At 52.7% G+C, this 17,382-nt stretch carries 18 protein-coding genes; 8 read left to right on the top strand and 10 right to left on the bottom strand.

Annotated elements, in window-relative coordinates; translation table 11 throughout:
* Window positions 1–90: 90 nt before the first annotated feature.
* The gene (locus RHM61_RS08940; RefSeq protein ID WP_322250768.1) at window positions 91–669 is read right to left on the bottom strand and encodes a hypothetical protein; all 579 of its coding nucleotides are present in this window, start codon (window positions 667–669) and stop codon (window positions 91–93) included.
* A gap of 392 nt (window positions 670–1,061) precedes the next feature.
* Between RHM61_RS08940 and RHM61_RS08935 the strand changes: the two genes are divergently transcribed.
* Window positions 1,062–1,283 (top strand): hypothetical protein, encoded by a 222-nt coding sequence (locus tag RHM61_RS08935; RefSeq protein WP_322250767.1) that lies wholly within the window; start codon window positions 1,062–1,064, stop codon window positions 1,281–1,283.
* Between the two features lie 946 nt (window positions 1,284–2,229).
* Here RHM61_RS08935 and obgE read toward each other — a convergent pair.
* The 3 genes from obgE to rplU form a co-directional block, all read right to left on the bottom strand.
* Window positions 2,230–3,342, bottom strand: coding sequence for a GTPase ObgE (obgE, locus tag RHM61_RS08930; protein ID WP_322250766.1), 1,113 nt, complete (start codon window positions 3,340–3,342; stop codon window positions 2,230–2,232).
* Window positions 3,343–3,512: 170 nt separating this feature from the next.
* Window positions 3,513–3,770 carry a 50S ribosomal protein L27 gene (gene rpmA / locus RHM61_RS08925; RefSeq protein ID WP_322250765.1) on the bottom strand — a complete coding sequence of 86 codons (258 nt, stop codon included), beginning with the start codon at window positions 3,768–3,770 and terminating at the stop codon, window positions 3,513–3,515.
* 32 nt (window positions 3,771–3,802) lie between these two features.
* On the bottom strand, window positions 3,803–4,114 hold the full coding sequence (rplU, locus tag RHM61_RS08920; RefSeq protein WP_322250764.1) for a 50S ribosomal protein L21: 312 nt from the start codon (window positions 4,112–4,114) through the stop codon (window positions 3,803–3,805).
* 335 nt (window positions 4,115–4,449) lie between these two features.
* Between rplU and ispB the strand changes: the two genes are divergently transcribed.
* From ispB to RHM61_RS08885, 7 genes are all read left to right on the top strand, one after another.
* Window positions 4,450–5,379: an octaprenyl diphosphate synthase gene (gene ispB / locus RHM61_RS08915; RefSeq protein WP_322251074.1), complete on the top strand. Its 930-nt coding sequence runs from the start codon at window positions 4,450–4,452 to the stop codon at window positions 5,377–5,379.
* Between the two features lie 189 nt (window positions 5,380–5,568).
* Complete coding sequence (gene pilB, locus RHM61_RS08910) at window positions 5,569–7,296, top strand: type IV-A pilus assembly ATPase PilB (RefSeq protein ID WP_322250763.1); 1,728 nt, start codon at window positions 5,569–5,571, stop codon at window positions 7,294–7,296.
* A 14-nt stretch (window positions 7,297–7,310) separates the two neighbouring features.
* On the top strand, window positions 7,311–8,537 hold the full coding sequence (locus tag RHM61_RS08905; RefSeq protein WP_322250762.1) for a type II secretion system F family protein: 1,227 nt from the start codon (window positions 7,311–7,313) through the stop codon (window positions 8,535–8,537).
* Window positions 8,537–9,388 (top strand): A24 family peptidase, encoded by an 852-nt coding sequence (locus RHM61_RS08900; protein WP_322250761.1) that lies wholly within the window; start codon window positions 8,537–8,539, stop codon window positions 9,386–9,388. The genes RHM61_RS08905 and RHM61_RS08900 overlap by 1 nt, the downstream gene beginning before the upstream one ends.
* A gap of 7 nt (window positions 9,389–9,395) precedes the next feature.
* A complete protein-coding gene (gene coaE / locus RHM61_RS08895; protein ID WP_322250760.1) occupies window positions 9,396–10,013 on the top strand; it encodes a dephospho-CoA kinase in 618 nt (205 codons plus the stop codon).
* A gap of 106 nt (window positions 10,014–10,119) precedes the next feature.
* On the top strand, window positions 10,120–10,875 hold the full coding sequence (gene zapD / locus RHM61_RS08890; protein WP_322250759.1) for a cell division protein ZapD: 756 nt from the start codon (window positions 10,120–10,122) through the stop codon (window positions 10,873–10,875).
* Between the two features lie 2 nt (window positions 10,876–10,877).
* Window positions 10,878–11,054, top strand: a complete 177-nt coding sequence (locus RHM61_RS08885) for a DNA gyrase inhibitor YacG (protein WP_322250758.1) — start codon at window positions 10,878–10,880, stop codon at window positions 11,052–11,054.
* 12 nt (window positions 11,055–11,066) lie between these two features.
* Here RHM61_RS08885 and RHM61_RS08880 read toward each other — a convergent pair whose 3' ends face one another.
* From RHM61_RS08880 to RHM61_RS08855, 6 genes are all read right to left on the bottom strand, one after another.
* The gene (locus RHM61_RS08880; RefSeq protein ID WP_322250757.1) at window positions 11,067–12,617 is read right to left on the bottom strand and encodes a sigma 54-interacting transcriptional regulator; all 1,551 of its coding nucleotides are present in this window, start codon (window positions 12,615–12,617) and stop codon (window positions 11,067–11,069) included.
* Between the two features lie 39 nt (window positions 12,618–12,656).
* On the bottom strand, window positions 12,657–13,223 hold the full coding sequence (locus RHM61_RS08875; RefSeq protein ID WP_322250756.1) for a hypothetical protein: 567 nt from the start codon (window positions 13,221–13,223) through the stop codon (window positions 12,657–12,659).
* Window positions 13,220–14,515 (bottom strand): D-amino acid dehydrogenase, encoded by a 1,296-nt coding sequence (locus RHM61_RS08870; protein ID WP_322250755.1) that lies wholly within the window; start codon window positions 14,513–14,515, stop codon window positions 13,220–13,222. The genes RHM61_RS08875 and RHM61_RS08870 overlap by 4 nt, the downstream gene beginning before the upstream one ends.
* Before the next feature lie 41 nt (window positions 14,516–14,556).
* Entirely contained in the window at window positions 14,557–15,660 is a 1,104-nt protein-coding gene (gene alr / locus RHM61_RS08865) for an alanine racemase (protein WP_322250754.1), read from the bottom strand.
* A 395-nt stretch (window positions 15,661–16,055) separates the two neighbouring features.
* Window positions 16,056–16,520, bottom strand: coding sequence for a (deoxy)nucleoside triphosphate pyrophosphohydrolase (locus RHM61_RS08860; RefSeq protein ID WP_322250753.1), 465 nt, complete (start codon window positions 16,518–16,520; stop codon window positions 16,056–16,058).
* On the bottom strand, window positions 16,513–17,379 hold the full coding sequence (locus tag RHM61_RS08855) for an ATP-binding protein (RefSeq protein ID WP_322250752.1): 867 nt from the start codon (window positions 17,377–17,379) through the stop codon (window positions 16,513–16,515). The genes RHM61_RS08860 and RHM61_RS08855 overlap by 8 nt, the downstream gene beginning before the upstream one ends.
* Window positions 17,380–17,382: the final 3 nt, after the last annotated feature.

Raw genomic sequence — 17,382 nt, 5'->3', positions numbered from 1 at the left:
CCTAATCTGCTGCAAACATCAAGCATCACGCTGCACTTGCCGCTTCACTGAGTGCCGCATCAAGTGCGGCATACCGAACTGACAAGGAATTTATTTTTTAGTCGGCAGTACTGCCGGAGTATTCGGTGCCACCACCGGCACATACACCTGCACACCAACCCGCAGACTGACCGTGGCTTTGCCATGCGCTGGCAATTGCCCCAACTGCCAGTTCACTTTGCGATAGTCGGCATACGGGCGCGGGGTCGATTTACCGGCCACCAGATGCATCAAAGGTTCGGCAGCAAATTCGCCATTCTTGGCAGCGGCTTGCACATTGACATTGGGCTTGGCGCTATGCGGCAAGTACTCCAAACCTTCCGGCACCGGCAGCGTTGCGATAACGCCATTGACCGGCTTGTCGGTACGGTTGGTGTAAACCGCGCGATATTCGATGACATCACCAGGCCGGATGCTGTCGGCCGAGCTGAAGTGCTCCTTGCCATCGGCCGTTTTTGTGACTTTTGCTTGAATCAATTCCACAGTCACAGCCGACTCGGTCGTCTTGCCAGTTGCTGCGCTTTGCGCCTGCGCAGCATGCATACCGAGTGCCAACAGACTAGCTATCCCCAACTGTAAACAGAGGGAAACAGTCAATCCGGACAACTTACGCGTGAGAAAATTTTTCATACGATTTTCCTTCTGTTGAGGTCAATATTGAGGTCAATATAGTGTTAAAAAATGCAACTTCTGCTTTTTCAGCATAGGATAAAAAAAATGCGCGCTCTTAAAATAGTGGCTTTTTGTAATTGTTTTTTTAAAAAGAGTCGCAAAAAAGATACAACATCGATGTGTCAATAAAAACACATGATAAAATTTTCATGGTATAGTTAAAAATCTTAAAATTATTTTTTTAGATTTTAATGTCTTGCGTGGATGAAACGTCCAGAAGCCGCGCATAAAAAAATGAAAAATACAAAAAGCCCGCTCGGGCTTAACTGGCAGCAATACACGCCGCCCCTTATCGCCTCCTCCCACACCTTCCGTCACTCGCAGCCGTCTAAAGTTTTACCGAGTCAATATTGAACACCATCAACCGAGGTGCGTATTATTATTCGTTTTCCTCAGCTTTCAAAGAGGCTTTCCCTCATTCACTGCAAAATCAGAATTTTCCCACAAGATTCCTAGCTAATTTTTCAACTAAGTTAACAGAAGAAGAACTGTATTTAACAGATTTTAATACATTTAGAGTTATTTTATTAACTACCCCTGCATCTGTTGGCATGACTTTTCACCCCCAATGAGGGGCTGAACCCAAGATTTTCTGGGGTGATTTTGCCTTCCTGCATCAACAATTTTTTCAAGAGAAATCCTTGAAAGGCAATATTTCTTTAAATTAATTATATTGACTTTTTAGAATATTTCACTGGATTAACAATGCAAGTCATCAACTCCACTCCAGTGGCGCGTACGCGCCCTTTATATCTGTGATATCTGTGCTGCTCAGGCGCAGCAGGGCGTGTTCATTTCACGGAAAAAAAGGGCCCTTGATCGACCCTCCCACCCTGAAGGCACTAGCGTGCCACTGGATTCCTGCCTACGCAGGAATGACGAGGCGAGAGCAGCCCAGGTCGATTACGCGCCCACCCAGCCGCCCAATTCGTCATTGCCGCGCAAGCGGCAATCCAGTGGCGCGTACGCGCCTTTTATATCTGTGCTGCTCAGGCGCAGCAGGACGTGTTCATTTCACAGAAAAAAGTGCCCTTGATCGACGCTCCCACCCTGAAGGCAAGCCGTGCCAATGGGATCCCACTAAAAGCATGCGGGAAACAAGTTAATGGATCGTCGCAAGTGACGATGGAAAAGACTCTGGAAGGGGTTTGCATCCCCTCCCATCGCGTCGCTCCTTCGTCGCTCACCGGCCAAAAGAGGCTGTCGCAAAAGCCTGATGGACGTTTTTTACATCTGAAACACCGCATACCTCGTCATTCCCGCATGCTTTTGGCGGGAACCCAGCGTCGTTTTTTACACTGAAAATGCCACAATTTCTGGCATTTTCAGTTAACCACGAACGCCGCTGGGTTCCTGCCAAAAGCGCGCAGGAATGACGTGGCCACCAGTCAGGGTAATGATACCGACTCAATACCCTTTTGCGACAGCCTCTGAAGGCCGGGGCTTCAAACCCTAGTCAGATTTTTGATGAAAAATTCAGACGTAAAAAAACCTGAGGCCAGCTCAGGTTTTTTTCAATCAGTCTTCGTAGATTTTAAAGCGCGGATCATCTGGATCGATGGAAAGAATGCCCTGGGCTTCTTCTTTCATCTGGGTTTCTTGCGAACGCTGTACCTGCGTGCGCTTTTCTTCGATGTCTTTGTAAATCGCCATGACCAAATCTTCGCAACCTTCGTGATTCAAGGCCGAGATTTCAAATACCGGGCCCTTCCAGGCAAAGCGCTTGATGAAATCTTTGACTTTCTTTTTACGCTCATCCGGTGTCAACACGTCTAGCTTGTTGAGGACCAACCAGCGCGGCTTGTCATACAGACTTTCATCGTATTTACGCAGCTCTTTGATGAGGGCCTTGGCATCTTTGACCGGATCGACATTGTCATCAAACGGTGCCAGATCGACGATATGCAAGAGCAAACCAGTACGCTGCAAATGTTTAAGGAACTGCACACCCAAACCGACACCATCAGCCGCACCTTCGATCAAGCCCGGGATGTCGGCAATGACGAAACTTTTCTCGTGACTGACGCGTACCATACCCAAATTCGGATGCAGCGTGGTGAACGGGTAATCAGCAATCTTCGGACGCGCATTCGACACTGCGGTGATGAAGGTCGATTTACCGGCGTTCGGCAAACCTAACAAGCCGACGTCGGCCAACACTTTGAGTTCCAGACGCAACTCGCGTCGTTCGCCTTCTTTACCTTCGGTACGCTGACGCGGCGCACGGTTGGTCGAGGTCTTGAAGTGGATATTTCCCCAACCGCCCTCGCCACCCAAGGCCAATTCGACTTGCTGACCATGCTCGGTCAGATCGGCGATGACTTCATCGGTATTGCGATCGCAAATTTGCGTGCCGACCGGCATGCGCAAAATAATGTCATCAGCACCCTTGCCGTAGCAATCAGCACCGCGGCCATTTTCACCATCTTTGGCTTTATGCAGTTTCGAATAGCGATAATCGACCAAGGTATTGATGTTACGGTCAGCCACCGCAAAGATACTGCCGCCACGGCCACCATCACCACCATCGGGCCCACCGAACGGGCGGAATTTTTCACGACAAAAAGAGGCAACACCATTGCCGCCGTCGCCGGCGATGACTTCAATTCTGGCTTCGTCAATAAATTTCATTTTTAAACACCTAAAAAAGCTTGTATAAATCCTTGCTTCCCAGATGGAAGTATCGATTTATACAGGATTTCTTGCAATTAAAAAGGCTCCACCAATGGCAGAGCCTTTTTTACTTTTTGCTACCGACTTGAGGTGAGCTTACATCGCTGTCAGATCACCGATCAGCCTGATTACGCAGCAACCACAATCGCGTATTGGCGTCTTGCGGCGCCTTTGATTGCAAATTGTACTTTACCGTTAATCAGTGCAAACAAAGTATGATCTTTGCCCATACCAACATTTTCACCAGGGTGGACACGTGTTCCACGTTGACGAATAATGATACCGCCGGCGTTGATAGCCTGGCCGCCGTAAATCTTGACGCCTAAGCGTTTTGATTCTGAGTCACGGCCGTTGCGCGTGGTGCCGCCGCCTTTTTTATGTGCCATTTATAGCTCCTTGTTCAGGTGTAATCAGCAGCTTAGCCGTTGATAGATACGATTTGCAATTCAGTGTAGTTTTGGCGATGGCCTTGACGCTTCTGGTAATGCTTACGACGACGCATTTTGAAAATGCGCACTTTGTCGTGACGACCGTGATCTATAACCTTAGCCAGCACCGTAGCACCTGCGACCAGTGGCGTACCAAATTGTATGGTTTCGCCTGCGCCCATTGCGAGCACTTGATCGATGGTGATTTCGGAGCCAATGTCTGCAGGTATCTGTTCTACTTTAAGTTTTTCACCAGCGACAACTTTGTATTGTTTGCCTCCGGTTTTTATGACCGCGTACATGTGAAACCTCATCAATTAATATAGGGATATTTTCGCCCCGTCCTTGAAAACTGCTTAGGAAATCGGGAAAACCCCAAATTATACATAGACTTAAGTCGAGCGTCAAAAACATTTTGCATATTTTTTCAGCAGCCCGGCTAGCCTTGAGCGCGATGGCCAAGGCTTTTTTCTATAAAGCATGAAGAATCGGCATCTCTGTGGCACTTCTAATCATAGGAATAACGCAAAAGCAGGCTTGCCGTCGTATAATCTCGCGGTCTTGGATTACTTAGTGGGATTCAGCCTTGTCTGCCTCAGCACAACACAACCCGATTACCGATGTGATTGCCACGGAAATGTTGGCCGTTAACCAAGTAATTCGTCAGCAATTGCATTCCGATGTAGCTTTAGTCAATCAGATTGCCGAATACATCATTAACGCCGGCGGCAAACGCATCCGACCGGTGCTGGTTTTATTGGTCGCCAACGCCTATGCGTATCAAGGGCAGCGTCATCACGAACTGGCCGCCATCGTTGAATTCATTCATACCGCCACGCTCTTGCATGACGATGTAGTCGATGAGTCCTCATTACGTCGTGGACGGCAGACTGCCAATGCCTTGTTCGGCAATGCGGCCTCGGTGTTGGTGGGCGATTTCTTGTATTCACGCGCATTCCAAATGATGGTCTCGATTGATAATATGCGCGTCATGCAAATCCTCGCCGATGCCACCAATGTGATTGCCGAGGGCGAAGTTCTGCAACTGCTCAACATGCACGATCCCGAAGTCAGCGAAGAGCGCTATTTACAAGTGATCCGTTCGAAAACCGCCAAGTTGTTTGAAGCCGCTGCCGAAATCGGTGCCCTCATCGCCGGTGTCGATGCCACGCAGATCGCTGCTGCGGCCGAATATGGTCGCTGTCTGGGCACGGCCTTCCAATTGATCGACGACGTGCTTGATTATTCCGGTAATGCCGACGAGATCGGGAAAAATGTCGGCGATGATTTACGCGAAGGCAAGCCTACCCTGCCCTTGATTTATCTCATGAGTAATGGCAACGCGGCGGAAAAAGAATTGGTACGCCTCTGTATCGAGCAGGGTGATGAATCGCAATTTGACGCCATTCTGGCCGCTATCACACAATCGGGTGCACTCGCCTACACCACGGCTAAAGCAGAAACTGCCGCCGCCAGCGCCAGCGCGGCCATTGCCAATCTGCCGGCAACGCCCTACAAAGATGCGCTGCTGGCCTTGAGCCACTTTGCCGTGCATCGCAACCACTGATCTCCACTTCGGCGCGCAGACGGGACGGCGGCGCGCCGACAGTCGCTACTTTTCACCCAAAGGCGACATCTGCACCGTGCGAAATAGCCTTAGTATGTAATTAAAAGTAGCATTCCTTTACAAATTTACGCACAGGTTGCATTATCGCAAGGCAAACATGCATTTGGCAAAACTCACCGATAAGTCACTATGTCCGCCGCCCCACCAAACTCCGCACCACCCTCGTTGACCGCAGGATTAGCCCGGGCCTTGCTGCAAGCTAATTTGATCAGCTTGGTACAAATCGATGTGATCACTAAAAAGGCAACGACGGATAAAACCGCTTTCATTGATGGTCTGCTGCAAAGCGGCATCATCAATGCGCGTGAATTAGCCAGTTTTTGTTCCGAAACCTTCGGTTATCCGCTGCTCGATCTGAGCATCATCAATGAAGGTCTGATTCCGGAAAAACTGGTCGATCAACGTCTGATGCAATTACAGCGTTTGGTACCAATTTCAAAAAAAGGCAATAAGCTCACGCTGGCCGTTTCTGACCCGACCAATAGCTCCGCGCTCGATCAAGTCAAATTCCAGACCAATCTTGCTATCGAGATCATCATTGTGCAGCATGATGCGCTGGTCAAGCTGTTGGAAAAAATCGGTAAAACCTCGGAACAAAGTCTCAACGACTTGGCCGGTGACGATTTCGATATCGAATTTCGCGAAGAGGACCTCGGGCAAGCTGCTGCCGACGCCCAAGCGACCGAAGTCGACGATGCCCCGATCGTGAAATTTCTGCAGAAAATGCTGATCGACGCTATCAATATGGGTGCCTCCGATTTGCATTTCGAACCGTTCGAAAAGTTTTACCGCATCCGCTTCCGCGTCGACGGTGAGTTGCGCGAAATTGCCCAACCACCATTGGCAATCAAAGACAAGCTGTCGTCGCGCATCAAGGTGATCTCTAAGCTCGATATTTCAGAAAAGCGCATCCCACAAGATGGCCGGATGAAATTGCATCTCAACGCCAATAAGTCCATCGATTTCCGCGTCAGCACGCTGCCTACGCTGTTCGGCGAAAAAATCGTGATGCGGATTCTCGATGGCTCGCAAGCGCAGATGGGTATCGATGCGCTCGGCTACGACCCGGATCAAAAAGAAATTCTGATGAATGCGATTCAGCGCCCCTACGGCATGGTGCTGGTGACCGGCCCTACCGGCTCGGGCAAGACGGTGTCGCTATATACCTGTCTCAACGTCATCAATAAGCCGGGTATCAATATCTCGACGGCCGAAGATCCGGCCGAGATCAATTTACCGGGCGTCAACCAAGTGAATGTCAATGACAAGGCCGGGCTGAGCTTTGCCGCCGCACTGAAATCATTTTTGCGGCAGGATCCGGATGTCATCATGGTGGGTGAAATTCGCGACTTGGAAACTGCCGACATCGCCATCAAGGCGGCGCAAACCGGCCATATGGTGTTCTCTACCCTGCATACCAATGATGCCCCGTCGACCCTGACGCGGCTGATGAATATGGGCGTGGCACCGTTCAATATCGCCTCATCGGTGATTTTGATCACGGCGCAGCGGCTGGCACGCCGTCTGTGTACCTGCAAGCGTCCGGCCGAGGTACTCGATGAAGTACTGCTGCAAGCCGGTTTTAAAGAAGAAGAACTCGACGGCAGTTGGAAGCCATATGAACCGGTTGGCTGCGAGCGCTGCAACGGCGGCGGCTACAAAGGCCGCGTCGGCATTTATCAACTCATGCCCATTACCAGCGCAATCGAACGCATCATTCTCTCGAATGGCACGGCGATGGATATTGAAGAGCAAGCGCAGCGCGAAGGCGTGCGCAATCTGCGCCAGTCTGGCTTGATGAAGGTTAAACAAGGCATGACCAGTTTGGAAGAAGTATTGGGATGTACCAATGAATAAGCGGAGACTTTCACATGGCAACTAATTCCGGCCGAGCGCCCAAGCCGATCAAAGAAGTCTTGTATGCCTGGGAAGGTAAAGACAAGCACGGCAAATTGGTACAGGGTGAAATGCGCGCCGGCGGTGAGGCGATCGTCAATGTCACACTGCGTCGCCAAGGTATCTTGGTCACCAAGCTGAAGAAGAAAAATTACACCTCGGGGAAAAAAATCACCGATGCCGACATCACCCTGTTTACCCGTCAATTAGCGACGATGATGAAGGCCGGCGTACCCTTGCTGCAATCGTTCGATATCGTCGCCAAGGGCAATGCCAACCCCTCCGTTTCCAAGCTGCTGCAAGATATACGCGGTGACGTCGAAACCGGCACCAGTTTGAATCAGGCCTTCCGTAAATTCCCGCTGTATTTTGATCCCTTATTCTGTAACTTGGTTGGTGCCGGCGAACAGGCCGGTATTCTCGATGATCTGCTCACCCGCTTGGCAGTTTATAAAGAAAAAACCATGCTGATGAAAAAGAAGATCAAATCAGCACTGACCTACCCGATCGCGATTCTGTCGGTCGCCTTCATCGTCACGGCCGTGATCATGATTTGGGTGGTACCGGCGTTCAAACAGGTGTTCAGCAGTTTCGGTGCCGATTTGCCGGGACCGACGCTGGTGGTAATGGCGATCTCGGAGTTTTTCGTCGCGTATTGGTATTTGATTTTCGGTGGGCTGTTCGGCAGCATCTACTTTTTCATGCAAACTTGGCAGCGCTCGCTGCCTATGCAACGCTTCATGGACCGCATGCTGTTGCAAGCCCCGATCTTCGGTTCGGTCATCCGCAAAGCTACCATCGCGCGCTGGACGCGTACCTTGGCCACCATGTTCGCGGCCGGCGTGCCCTTGGTAGAATCATTGGATTCGGTTGGCGGCGCGGCGGGCAATGCGGTCTACCTCGATGCCACGATTAAAATTCAAACCGAGGTCAGCACCGGTACCAGCCTGACTGTGGCGATGCAAAATTCGAATGTCTTTCCGAGTATGGTGACGCAAATGGTGGCCATCGGTGAAGAGTCGGGTGCACTCGATAATATGCTGAGCAAAGTGGCCGACTTCTATGAAGAAGAAGTCGATGAAGCGGTGGCATCGCTGGCCAGTCTGATGGAGCCGATCATCATGGCGGTACTCGGCGTGATCATCGGCGGGCTGGTGATTGCAATGTATCTGCCTATCTTTAAATTGGGTAATGTAGTCTGATGAATAGCGAAATTTTCTTCAACTTACCGGGCAATCTGCTCAGCACTGTGTGCGCGGCGGTTTTCGGCCTGATGATAGGCAGCTTTCTCAATGTCGTCATTTATCGGCTGCCGAAAATGATGCAGCGCGAATCGGATAATTACGTCGCCAGCGAGAGCGGCTTGCCGCTGCCGCACACCGACCAGTTCAATCTGATGCTGCCGCGTTCAGCGTGTCCGCACTGCGGCCACCAGATTGGCGCAATGGAAAATATCCCGGTGCTCAGCTATCTGGCAATCGGCGGCAAATGCCGCGGCTGCAAAGCAGCGATTTCACCGCGCTATCCGGTGGTGGAGTTATTGACCGGTGCCTTGTCGGCAGCCATGGTCTGGCACTTCGGCAGCGGTGTGGCCGGCTTGGCCGCGCTGGTATTCGGTTTTATTCTCATTGCCCTGACTTTCATCGATGCCGATACCCAGCTCTTGCCCGACGATTTGACGCTGCCGCTGCTATGGCTGGGCTTGCTGGTCAATCTCAACGGCACCTTTACCTCGCTGTCGTCGGCAGTCATCGGGGCCGTCGCCGGTTACCTGTGCCTATGGTCGATTTACTGGCTCTTCAAGCTGACTACCGGCAAAGAGGGCATGGGCTATGGCGATTTCAAACTGCTCGCGGCACTCGGGGCTTGGATGGGCTGGGCGATGTTGCCGATCATCATACTGTTGTCTTCGGTGGTAGCGGCCGTGATCGGCTTGGCCATGATGGCCTTGCGTAAGATCGGGCGCGATACCCCACTGCCATTCGGCCCTTACTTAGCCGGTGCCGGCTTGATCGCCTTGTTCTGGGGTCCCCAGTTAAGCAAGCTTTTTTAGGTTGACTATGTCTGCGCGTTACGCAATCGGGCTCACCGGCGGCATCGGCAGCGGCAAAAGCACGGTGGCCGATCTGTTTGCCGCACGCGGTGCCGCCATCATCGATACCGATCTGATCGCCCATCAACTGAGCGCGCCTGGTGGGGCGGCTATTCCAGCCATCGAGGCCGCCTTCGGGGCCGATTTCCTCACCGCGCAAGGGGCGCTCAATCGCCAGAAAATGCGCGAACTGGTATTCGCCGACCCGGCGCAAAGACAGCGCTTGGAACACATCCTGCACCCCTTGATCGGCCGGCAAACGCACACCGAGGCAGCAGCGGCCGGCGGTGCCTACCTGATGTACGTGGTACCCTTACTGGTCGAATCGGGCAAGTGGCGCCAGCGCGTTGATCGAATTGTCGTGGTGGATTGCAGTGTGGAAACTCAAATCGCGCGCGTCATGGCGCGCAATAATTTGAGCCGAGCCGCAGTCGAAGCCATCATGCGCAGCCAAGCCAGCCGCGCCGACCGACTGGCTGCTGCCGATGATATGATCGACAATCAAGCTGGCATGGAAGCCGTAGTACAGCAGGTCGATGTATTGCATGAGCGCTATGTGGCCGCAGCGCGCGCCCAGCAGAGTTGAACACAAGCCAAAAAAATTTCATCGGAAGTTTGTATTTTTTGACAGTATGGTTCAGAATCACGTCAAGCTCAGGCCTGAGTTGCAACAATTTTACAGGGACACTATTTTGATCGTTTACGAGTACCCTTTCAACGAGCGCATTCGCACGCTGCTGCGGTTGGAAGACCTGTATGAAAAATTCATATTTTTCTTGCATCAGTCTGACCCTTTGCAACATCATGTCGCGCTCGCAACCATTTTCGAAATGTTAGAAGTAGCCGGTCGCGCCGATCTGAAATCTGACCTGTTTCAAGAATTGGAACGGCAGAAGCATACCCTGATCGGTTTCAAATCCAATCCCAATGTCGAAGCCGACATGCTTGATAAAGTACTCGACGATGTCGATCGTGCCAGCAGCGCACTCGTTGCCTGCACCGGCAAAACCGGCCAGAATGTGCGCGATAACGAGTGGCTCATGAGCATACGCGGCCGCACCATTATTCCCGGCGGTGCCTGTGAATTTGATTTGCCGAGCTATTATGCGTGGCAAAAAAATTCCGCAGAGAAACGTTTTGCCGATATTTCGAATTGGTTTGCTCCAATCGCTCCCTTGTTCGACGCCATCAATGTCGTACTGCGCCTGTTGCGCGAATCGGGCTCGACCACGAAGGTGATTGCCCAAGCCGGCAGTTATCAGCAAATGCTGCAAGGAAAAGTGTATCAATTGCTGCGCGTGAGCGTGGTGCGTGAATTAGGTGCGATTCCTGAAATTTCGGCCAACAAATACATGCTCTGGATACGCTATATGTCGCAAGACGGTGATATGAAGCCGAAAGCCTTCGACAACGATATCCCCTTCGATCTCACTCTGTGTAATTTCTGATTATGGCTACAGTTGTCAATTGTCCGACCTGCGAACAAGCGGTCGAGTGGAAAGAAAGCAATACTTGGCGACCATTTTGCAGTCAGCGCTGCAAACAAATCGATCTTGGTGCCTGGGCCGAGGAAAAATACACTATCCCAGCCGTCAACTTGCCGGAAGATCCGGAAGAGACTGTCTAGGAAAACGCAGATTCAGCGTTTCTGCCCGATACCATACTTGCGCAACTTGGTCGCCATCACCGAATGGGAGGTTTCCAAGCGCGCCGCCAGTTTGCGGCTGGACGGGTACTGTGGATATAAGCGCGACAGCAAAGATTGCTCAAATGCTTGCAGCGCCAGCTCCCAGGTGTCGGTAATTTCTTGATTCACTTCTTCAGCACTGATGCTGTCTTCCGCCCAATCGAGATCGGCGACGTCGAGCACGCGTTGATCCGACATGGTGATGGCACGGAACACAACATTCTGCAATTGCCGGACATTACCGGGCCAACGATTCGACACCAAGGCGGCGCAGGCGGCGGTATTGAGGCGACAAACAGATTTTTGAGCTTGCGTACAGGCGCGCTCAATGAAGTGCCGCGCCAGCGGCAGCACATCGTCAGGACGCTCGCGCAAGGGCGGCATTTCCAAATGCAAGACATTGAGGCGGTAAAACAAGTCTTCGCGGAACAAGCCTTCCTGCACCATTTTCCGCAAATTTCTATGGGTTGCGCTGATAATGCGCACATTGACGCGCACTTCTTTGTCACCGCCGATACGACGGAATTTGCCATCATTTAAAAAACGCAGCAATTTAGCCTGTAAATACAGCGACATCTCGCCTATTTCATCGAGAAACACAGTGCCGCCATCGGCCATTTCAAACAGTCCCGGCTTGCCGCCACGCTGAGCACCAGTAAAAGCCCCAGCCATATAGCCAAACAATTCGCTTTCGGCCAAGCTCTCTGGCAATGCCGCGCAATTGAGTTCTAAAAACGAGGCATGGCAGCGGCTGCTGACGCCATGGCAAGCTTGCGCCAGTAATTCTTTGCCGGTACCGGTTTCACCGGTGATCAGCAGCGGCGCATCGACCGCCGCCACGCGCGCGGCGCGGATCTTGAGCGCGCGGATAGGTTCGGATTCGCCAATGATCAGATCAAAGCCATGACCGCTGGTATTTTGCAAAGCATGGATACGTCCACCAATGCGCGCCGGCGTATGAAATGTCAGCACCGCACCGACTGAACGTGCCAAGGCCGCTTGGTCGGGATCGGCCACGGGTGTCACGTCCATGAAGAAAGGTTCGCCGTTGAAGCTGACTTCGCGACTAGGCAGGCGTAAGCCGGCGCTGATGAGCTCGGCTTCGATGCCCTCGTCATCCAAGACTTCGCGCAGCGGCCGTTGGCACAGCAGCGCTTCAGAAAGCCCGGCTACGGCCGCCGCTGCGGCATTGGCAATCACTACCCGGCCAGCACCATCGATGGCCAGCACCGGGTCTTGCATGGCGGCCATCATGGTATCGAGGTGTAAGCGTCTGCGCATGCCTGGCAAGACATCGAGCACGCCGATGCTGCCGACGCCGCGTACCTGCTGGCAATCGCTTTGCAAATCAGGCAGCATGAATTCCAGCAACTCCGGGCTGTCGATATAGATATGCGGCGGGTCGACTTCGACACCCACCACATTCAAACCGCGCTTGGCCAATACGGCCAGAATTTCGTGGGCAATGCCGACCCGGTCTTTAAACTCTATATCGATGCGCATGAGGGAAAAATTCTCAATAAGGGGTAATGCACCCCGGCATCAATACGGTTCGGGGATATAACCGCGCGGGCGCGCATACTGGCTGCGGAAGGCCGCAGTCGTTGCCAGGCCGCGCAGACGATTCAAATCAAAGTGTTCTAATTGTTGCAGCACAGCTCGGTTAACGGTCATTTTAATTTGCATCATCAATAAATCGACGCTTTGCTGACTAGAGCTGCGCGATGGCGTTTCCGCCCCCGCGACTTCTTCTGACAGTGGCAGCACCGCCGCGCGCGTGGCTGATTTGGCGATGGCACGTTCTTCCGCATCGGCAAAACAGCGATACACATCGGCGAGGGTGATGATGCCATTACAATCGCGACAATGCCAAGCATCTTTTTCCTTGGCATCACGGCCAACCAAGCCATCTTTGCTCAAGGTCGATAAAATCGACCTGATCAAGCGCGGCGTACGTTCACAAGCTTGCGCCAAACTATCCACCGTGGTGGCGCGCGGCATGACCAGCATGATTTGCGCCAACAATTCAATCGCGGTATAAAAGCGCGTATTTAAATGCGGATCGGCAAATACTTGTGTTGATGACAGCAATTGGTCGAACTGGCTCATGCCAACTCCTTAGGAAGAATAAGCGGCCGCTTGCTGCTGCTGCCGTAACGGTCCATGTACAAACCTTCAGTGGAAATTTGAGGTTTTTTACCGGAAATCAAATCTGCAATGAATTGTCCCGAACCGCAAGCCATGGTCCAACCCAGGGTACCGTGGCCGGTGTTGAGGAACAAATTGCGGTAAGGCGTAGGGCCGATGATGGGTGTGCCATCCGGCGTCATCGGCCGCAAACCAGTCCAAAATTCGGCCGACTCGACCGCGCCACCACCTGGGAACAGATCGGTGACGGAAAATTCCAAGGTGTCGCGCCGGTCTTTGCGTAAATCGAGGTTGTAGCCGGTGATTTCAGCCGTACCGCCGACACGAATGCGGTCGCCCAGACGGGTGATGGCGACCTTATAGGTTTCATCCATGACGGTCGATTCCGGTGCGCGCGCGGCATCGATGATAGGCACGGTCAGCGAATAACCCTTGATCGGGTAGACCGGAATGTGGATGCCGAGTTCGCGCAACATGAGCGGTGAATAGCTGCCCAGCGCCAACACATAGCTGTCAGCCTGCAATTCGCCTTCCGAGGTCAATACCGAGGTAATCGCATCGCCTTCATAGCGTAGCTTCTCTATGCTCACACCATAACGGAAGCGCACTCCCAAGCCTTCGGCCAGCTTGGCCAAATTTTGTGTGAATTTAAAGCAGTCGCCGGTTTCATCACCAGGCAACAGCAGCGCGCCAACAAATTTTTCCTGTACATTCGCCAGTGCCGGTTCATGCTGCAGGCAAGCGGCTTTGTCCAGAGTTTGATACGGTACTTCGTAACGCTGCAAAATAGCGATATCGGCGGCAGCACCATCGAGTTGTGCCTGATTACGAAATAATTGCAGCGTACCTTGGGTTCTCTCATCATACGAGATACCGGTATCGGCGCGCAGTTGCTGCAATACATCGCGGCTGTATTCCGCCATACGCAACATGCGGCCTTTATTGGTTTCATAGCGCGCAGCAGTACAGTTCATCAGCATTTGCATGACCCAGCGCCAAGTATGCAAATCAAAAGTAGGACGAATCGCCAGCGGGCTGTGTTTCATCATCAACCATTTGACGGCCTTGAGCGGCACACCGGGGCCAGCCCAAGGGGCCGAATAACCAGGCGAGACTTCGCCGGCATTGGCGTAACTGGTTTCCAGCGCGGCGGCCGGCTGACGTTCGATCACCGTGACTTCGTGGCCGGCTTTGGCGAGAAAATAGGCGGAGGCTGTGCCGATAACGCCGGCGCCGAGAATGATGATTTTCATAGGTATTCCTTGTCTGTTTCTAGTGTGCTGTCGCGGGTCTGTCAGTTCGTATAATGGCGCGCGTAGCGCTGCCCGAGACTGGTCAGAATTTCATAAGCGATCGTTTGTGCCGTTGCTGCCACGTGATCGACCGTGTGGGTCGGGGAAATCAAATCCACCAGTGCGCCGGCTACCAGGTATTCTGGCGCGATATGCGTGACATCGAGCGTGATGGTATCCATCGACACTTTGCCAACGATATTCACCGCCACGTCGTTGATATAGGCGAGGCCACGATTACTCAAGCTGCGCAGCCAACCGTCGGCATAACCGACGGCCACGGTGGCGATGCGGGTGGACTCGGTAGCCTGCCAGCTCAAGCCATAACCGACGCCAGTACCGGCACTGATGTCGCGCGTTTGGATGATGCGTCCCTGTAAGCTCACCACAGCCCGCATCGGGTTCGGCGCACCAGCGATCGGTGCCACGCCATACAGGGCGGCACCGGGACGGGCTAAATCAAAATGAAAATCGGAACCGAGGAAGATGCCGGATGAATTCGCCAGAGTGGCTAAGCTGTGTGGAAAAATTTTGCGTAAGGCCGTGAACCGCGCCAGTTGTTCGTGGTTCATAGGATGCGACTGATCTTCGGCGCAAGCCAGGTGACTCATCAGATGCGTGACCGTAATGCCCGACCACAAGGCCGCATCGCTGCTGCAGCGTGTCACTTCCGTTGCTGACAAACCCATGCGCGCCATGCCGGTGTCGACCTGCACGATGGCGGCAAGCGCACGCTGTTGAACCAAGGCCAGCGTTTGCCAAGCTTGCATTTGTTCTAAGCTATTCAACACTGGCGTACATTGGTATTCGAGAAATTCGGCTTCGTAGCCGACTGGAGCGCCATGCATGACGATGAGCGCGGCCGCGGCCGGCAAGTGCGCACGCAAGGCGATCGCTTCCTCGAGATGGGCGACAAAGAAATGACGGCAGCCTTGCTGGTATAAGGCCTTGGCAATCGGCACGGCACCTAAGCCATAGGCATCCGCCTTGACCGCCGCACCGCAACGGGCAGGGCCAAGCTGAGCGCACAGCAGCGCATAGTTATCGCGGATTGCTTGCAAGTCTATCTGCAGCACCGCACCGGCTCTTCCTGACATTTGTTGCATATTTTTCGCACTCCATCGCTAAAGATAAATTTCACTTCTCTATAGCAATACGCGTGCCACTAAATTTTTTTTAATCAATTCAATCACTTACACAAAATTCGTGCAGCGGTCTCGCAGTGATGTATTAATTCAGATACACCGCACATCGATTTGGACACTCCTTTGCAGGACTTTCCCTGTGTGCGTATGTAAATTCAGACAGTGTATCAAAATTCATACGCCGTATTATTTTTAATACAGCTGATGATTTTGATTCAAGGCAATTACATCTCAGCCCGAAAAATACCAGACTCTGCAGCCTAATGCCAACAAAGTTGTAATAAACAGACATAGAAAAATGCCCGGTTGACAGTGGTCAACCGGGCATAAATGGTGCAAAAAAAAGGGAGTGGTGATTAAGTAGTAGCGCTGCGCTGTGCTGCGTACGCCAAAGCGGCATCGCTTTGCAATAAAGCAAGCCAATCGAGTAAGGGGATGGTAGCCGGTAGTAAGGGCGTTAATCCTACGCTGCCTTGCCAAGCAAAGGCTTGATTTTCCAAGCTCTGCGCTTGCCCTTGCCACTCGCGGCTGAGATAAAAATGCAGGCGCACATGGGCATGCGGATACACATGCTCGACACAACACCAGGCTTCGGCGCTGATGATGGCAATGCCGAGCTCTTCGACAAATTCGCGTTGCAAAGCAGCAAAAATACTCTCGCCCGCTTCCACTTTGCCACCGGGAAATTCCCAGTAGCCGGCATACGGTTTGCCCTCTGGACGTTGCGCCAACAGTACATCGCCATTGGCACGCATGAGTACGCCGACCGCGACATCTTGCGGCACACCAGCGGAGCGAGGTGCAGACTTAGGCTCAGACATCAAACTTACCGGCATGGTCACGCGCGAATTGCCAAGCCACGCGACCCGAGCGCGAGCCACGTTGCAAGGCCCAACGCAAGGCGTCGGCACGGGCAGCGCTGATCTGCGCACTGTCGCAGCCGAAATGTGCCAGCCAATGCGCGACGATGTCCAGATAATCGTCTTGCTTGAATGGATAGAACGACACCCACAAGCCGAAACGTTCCGACAGGGAAATTTTTTCCTCGACGGTTTCACCGGGATGCAAATCACCGTCATCGCCATGGCGATAACTGGCATTATCCGACATTTTTTCCGGCAACAGATGACGGCGGTTCGAGGTGGCGTAAATCAAAACATTGTCCGAGGTGGCGGCGATACTACCATCGAGCGCTACCTTCAGCGCCTTGTAGCCGGCCTCGCCCTCTTCAAACGACAAATCGTCACAAAAAATAATGAACCGTTCAGGACGCTCGGCCACCAGATCGACCATATCCGGCAAATCGGCCAGATCGGCCTTATCGACCTCAATCAAACGCAAGCCCTGGGCGGCAAATTGCTGCAGGCAAGCTTTGATCAGCGAGGACTTGCCGGTGCCACGTGCGCCGGTCAGCAACACATTATTGGCCGGCCGCCCAGTCACGAATTGCGCGGTATTTTGCGTGATCTGTGCTTTCTGCTGTTCGATATTGTGCAAATCTGTCAGCGCAATCACACTGGCATGTCGCACCACTTGCAAATATCCTATGCCACCGCGCTTGCGCCAGCGAAAAGCGTGACCGAGCTCCCAATCAGGGGTCGGCATGGCTGCCGGCAACAAGCGTTCTACCCGTGCCAGCAGCTGTTCGGCACGCAACAAAAAATGAGCCAGTTCAGTCATGCA

It is taken from the genome of Undibacterium sp. CCC3.4, from assembly GCF_034347425.1.
Taxonomy (GTDB): domain Bacteria; phylum Pseudomonadota; class Gammaproteobacteria; order Burkholderiales; family Burkholderiaceae_D; genus Undibacterium.
This window is presented reverse-complemented; position numbering and strand designations above follow the sequence as displayed.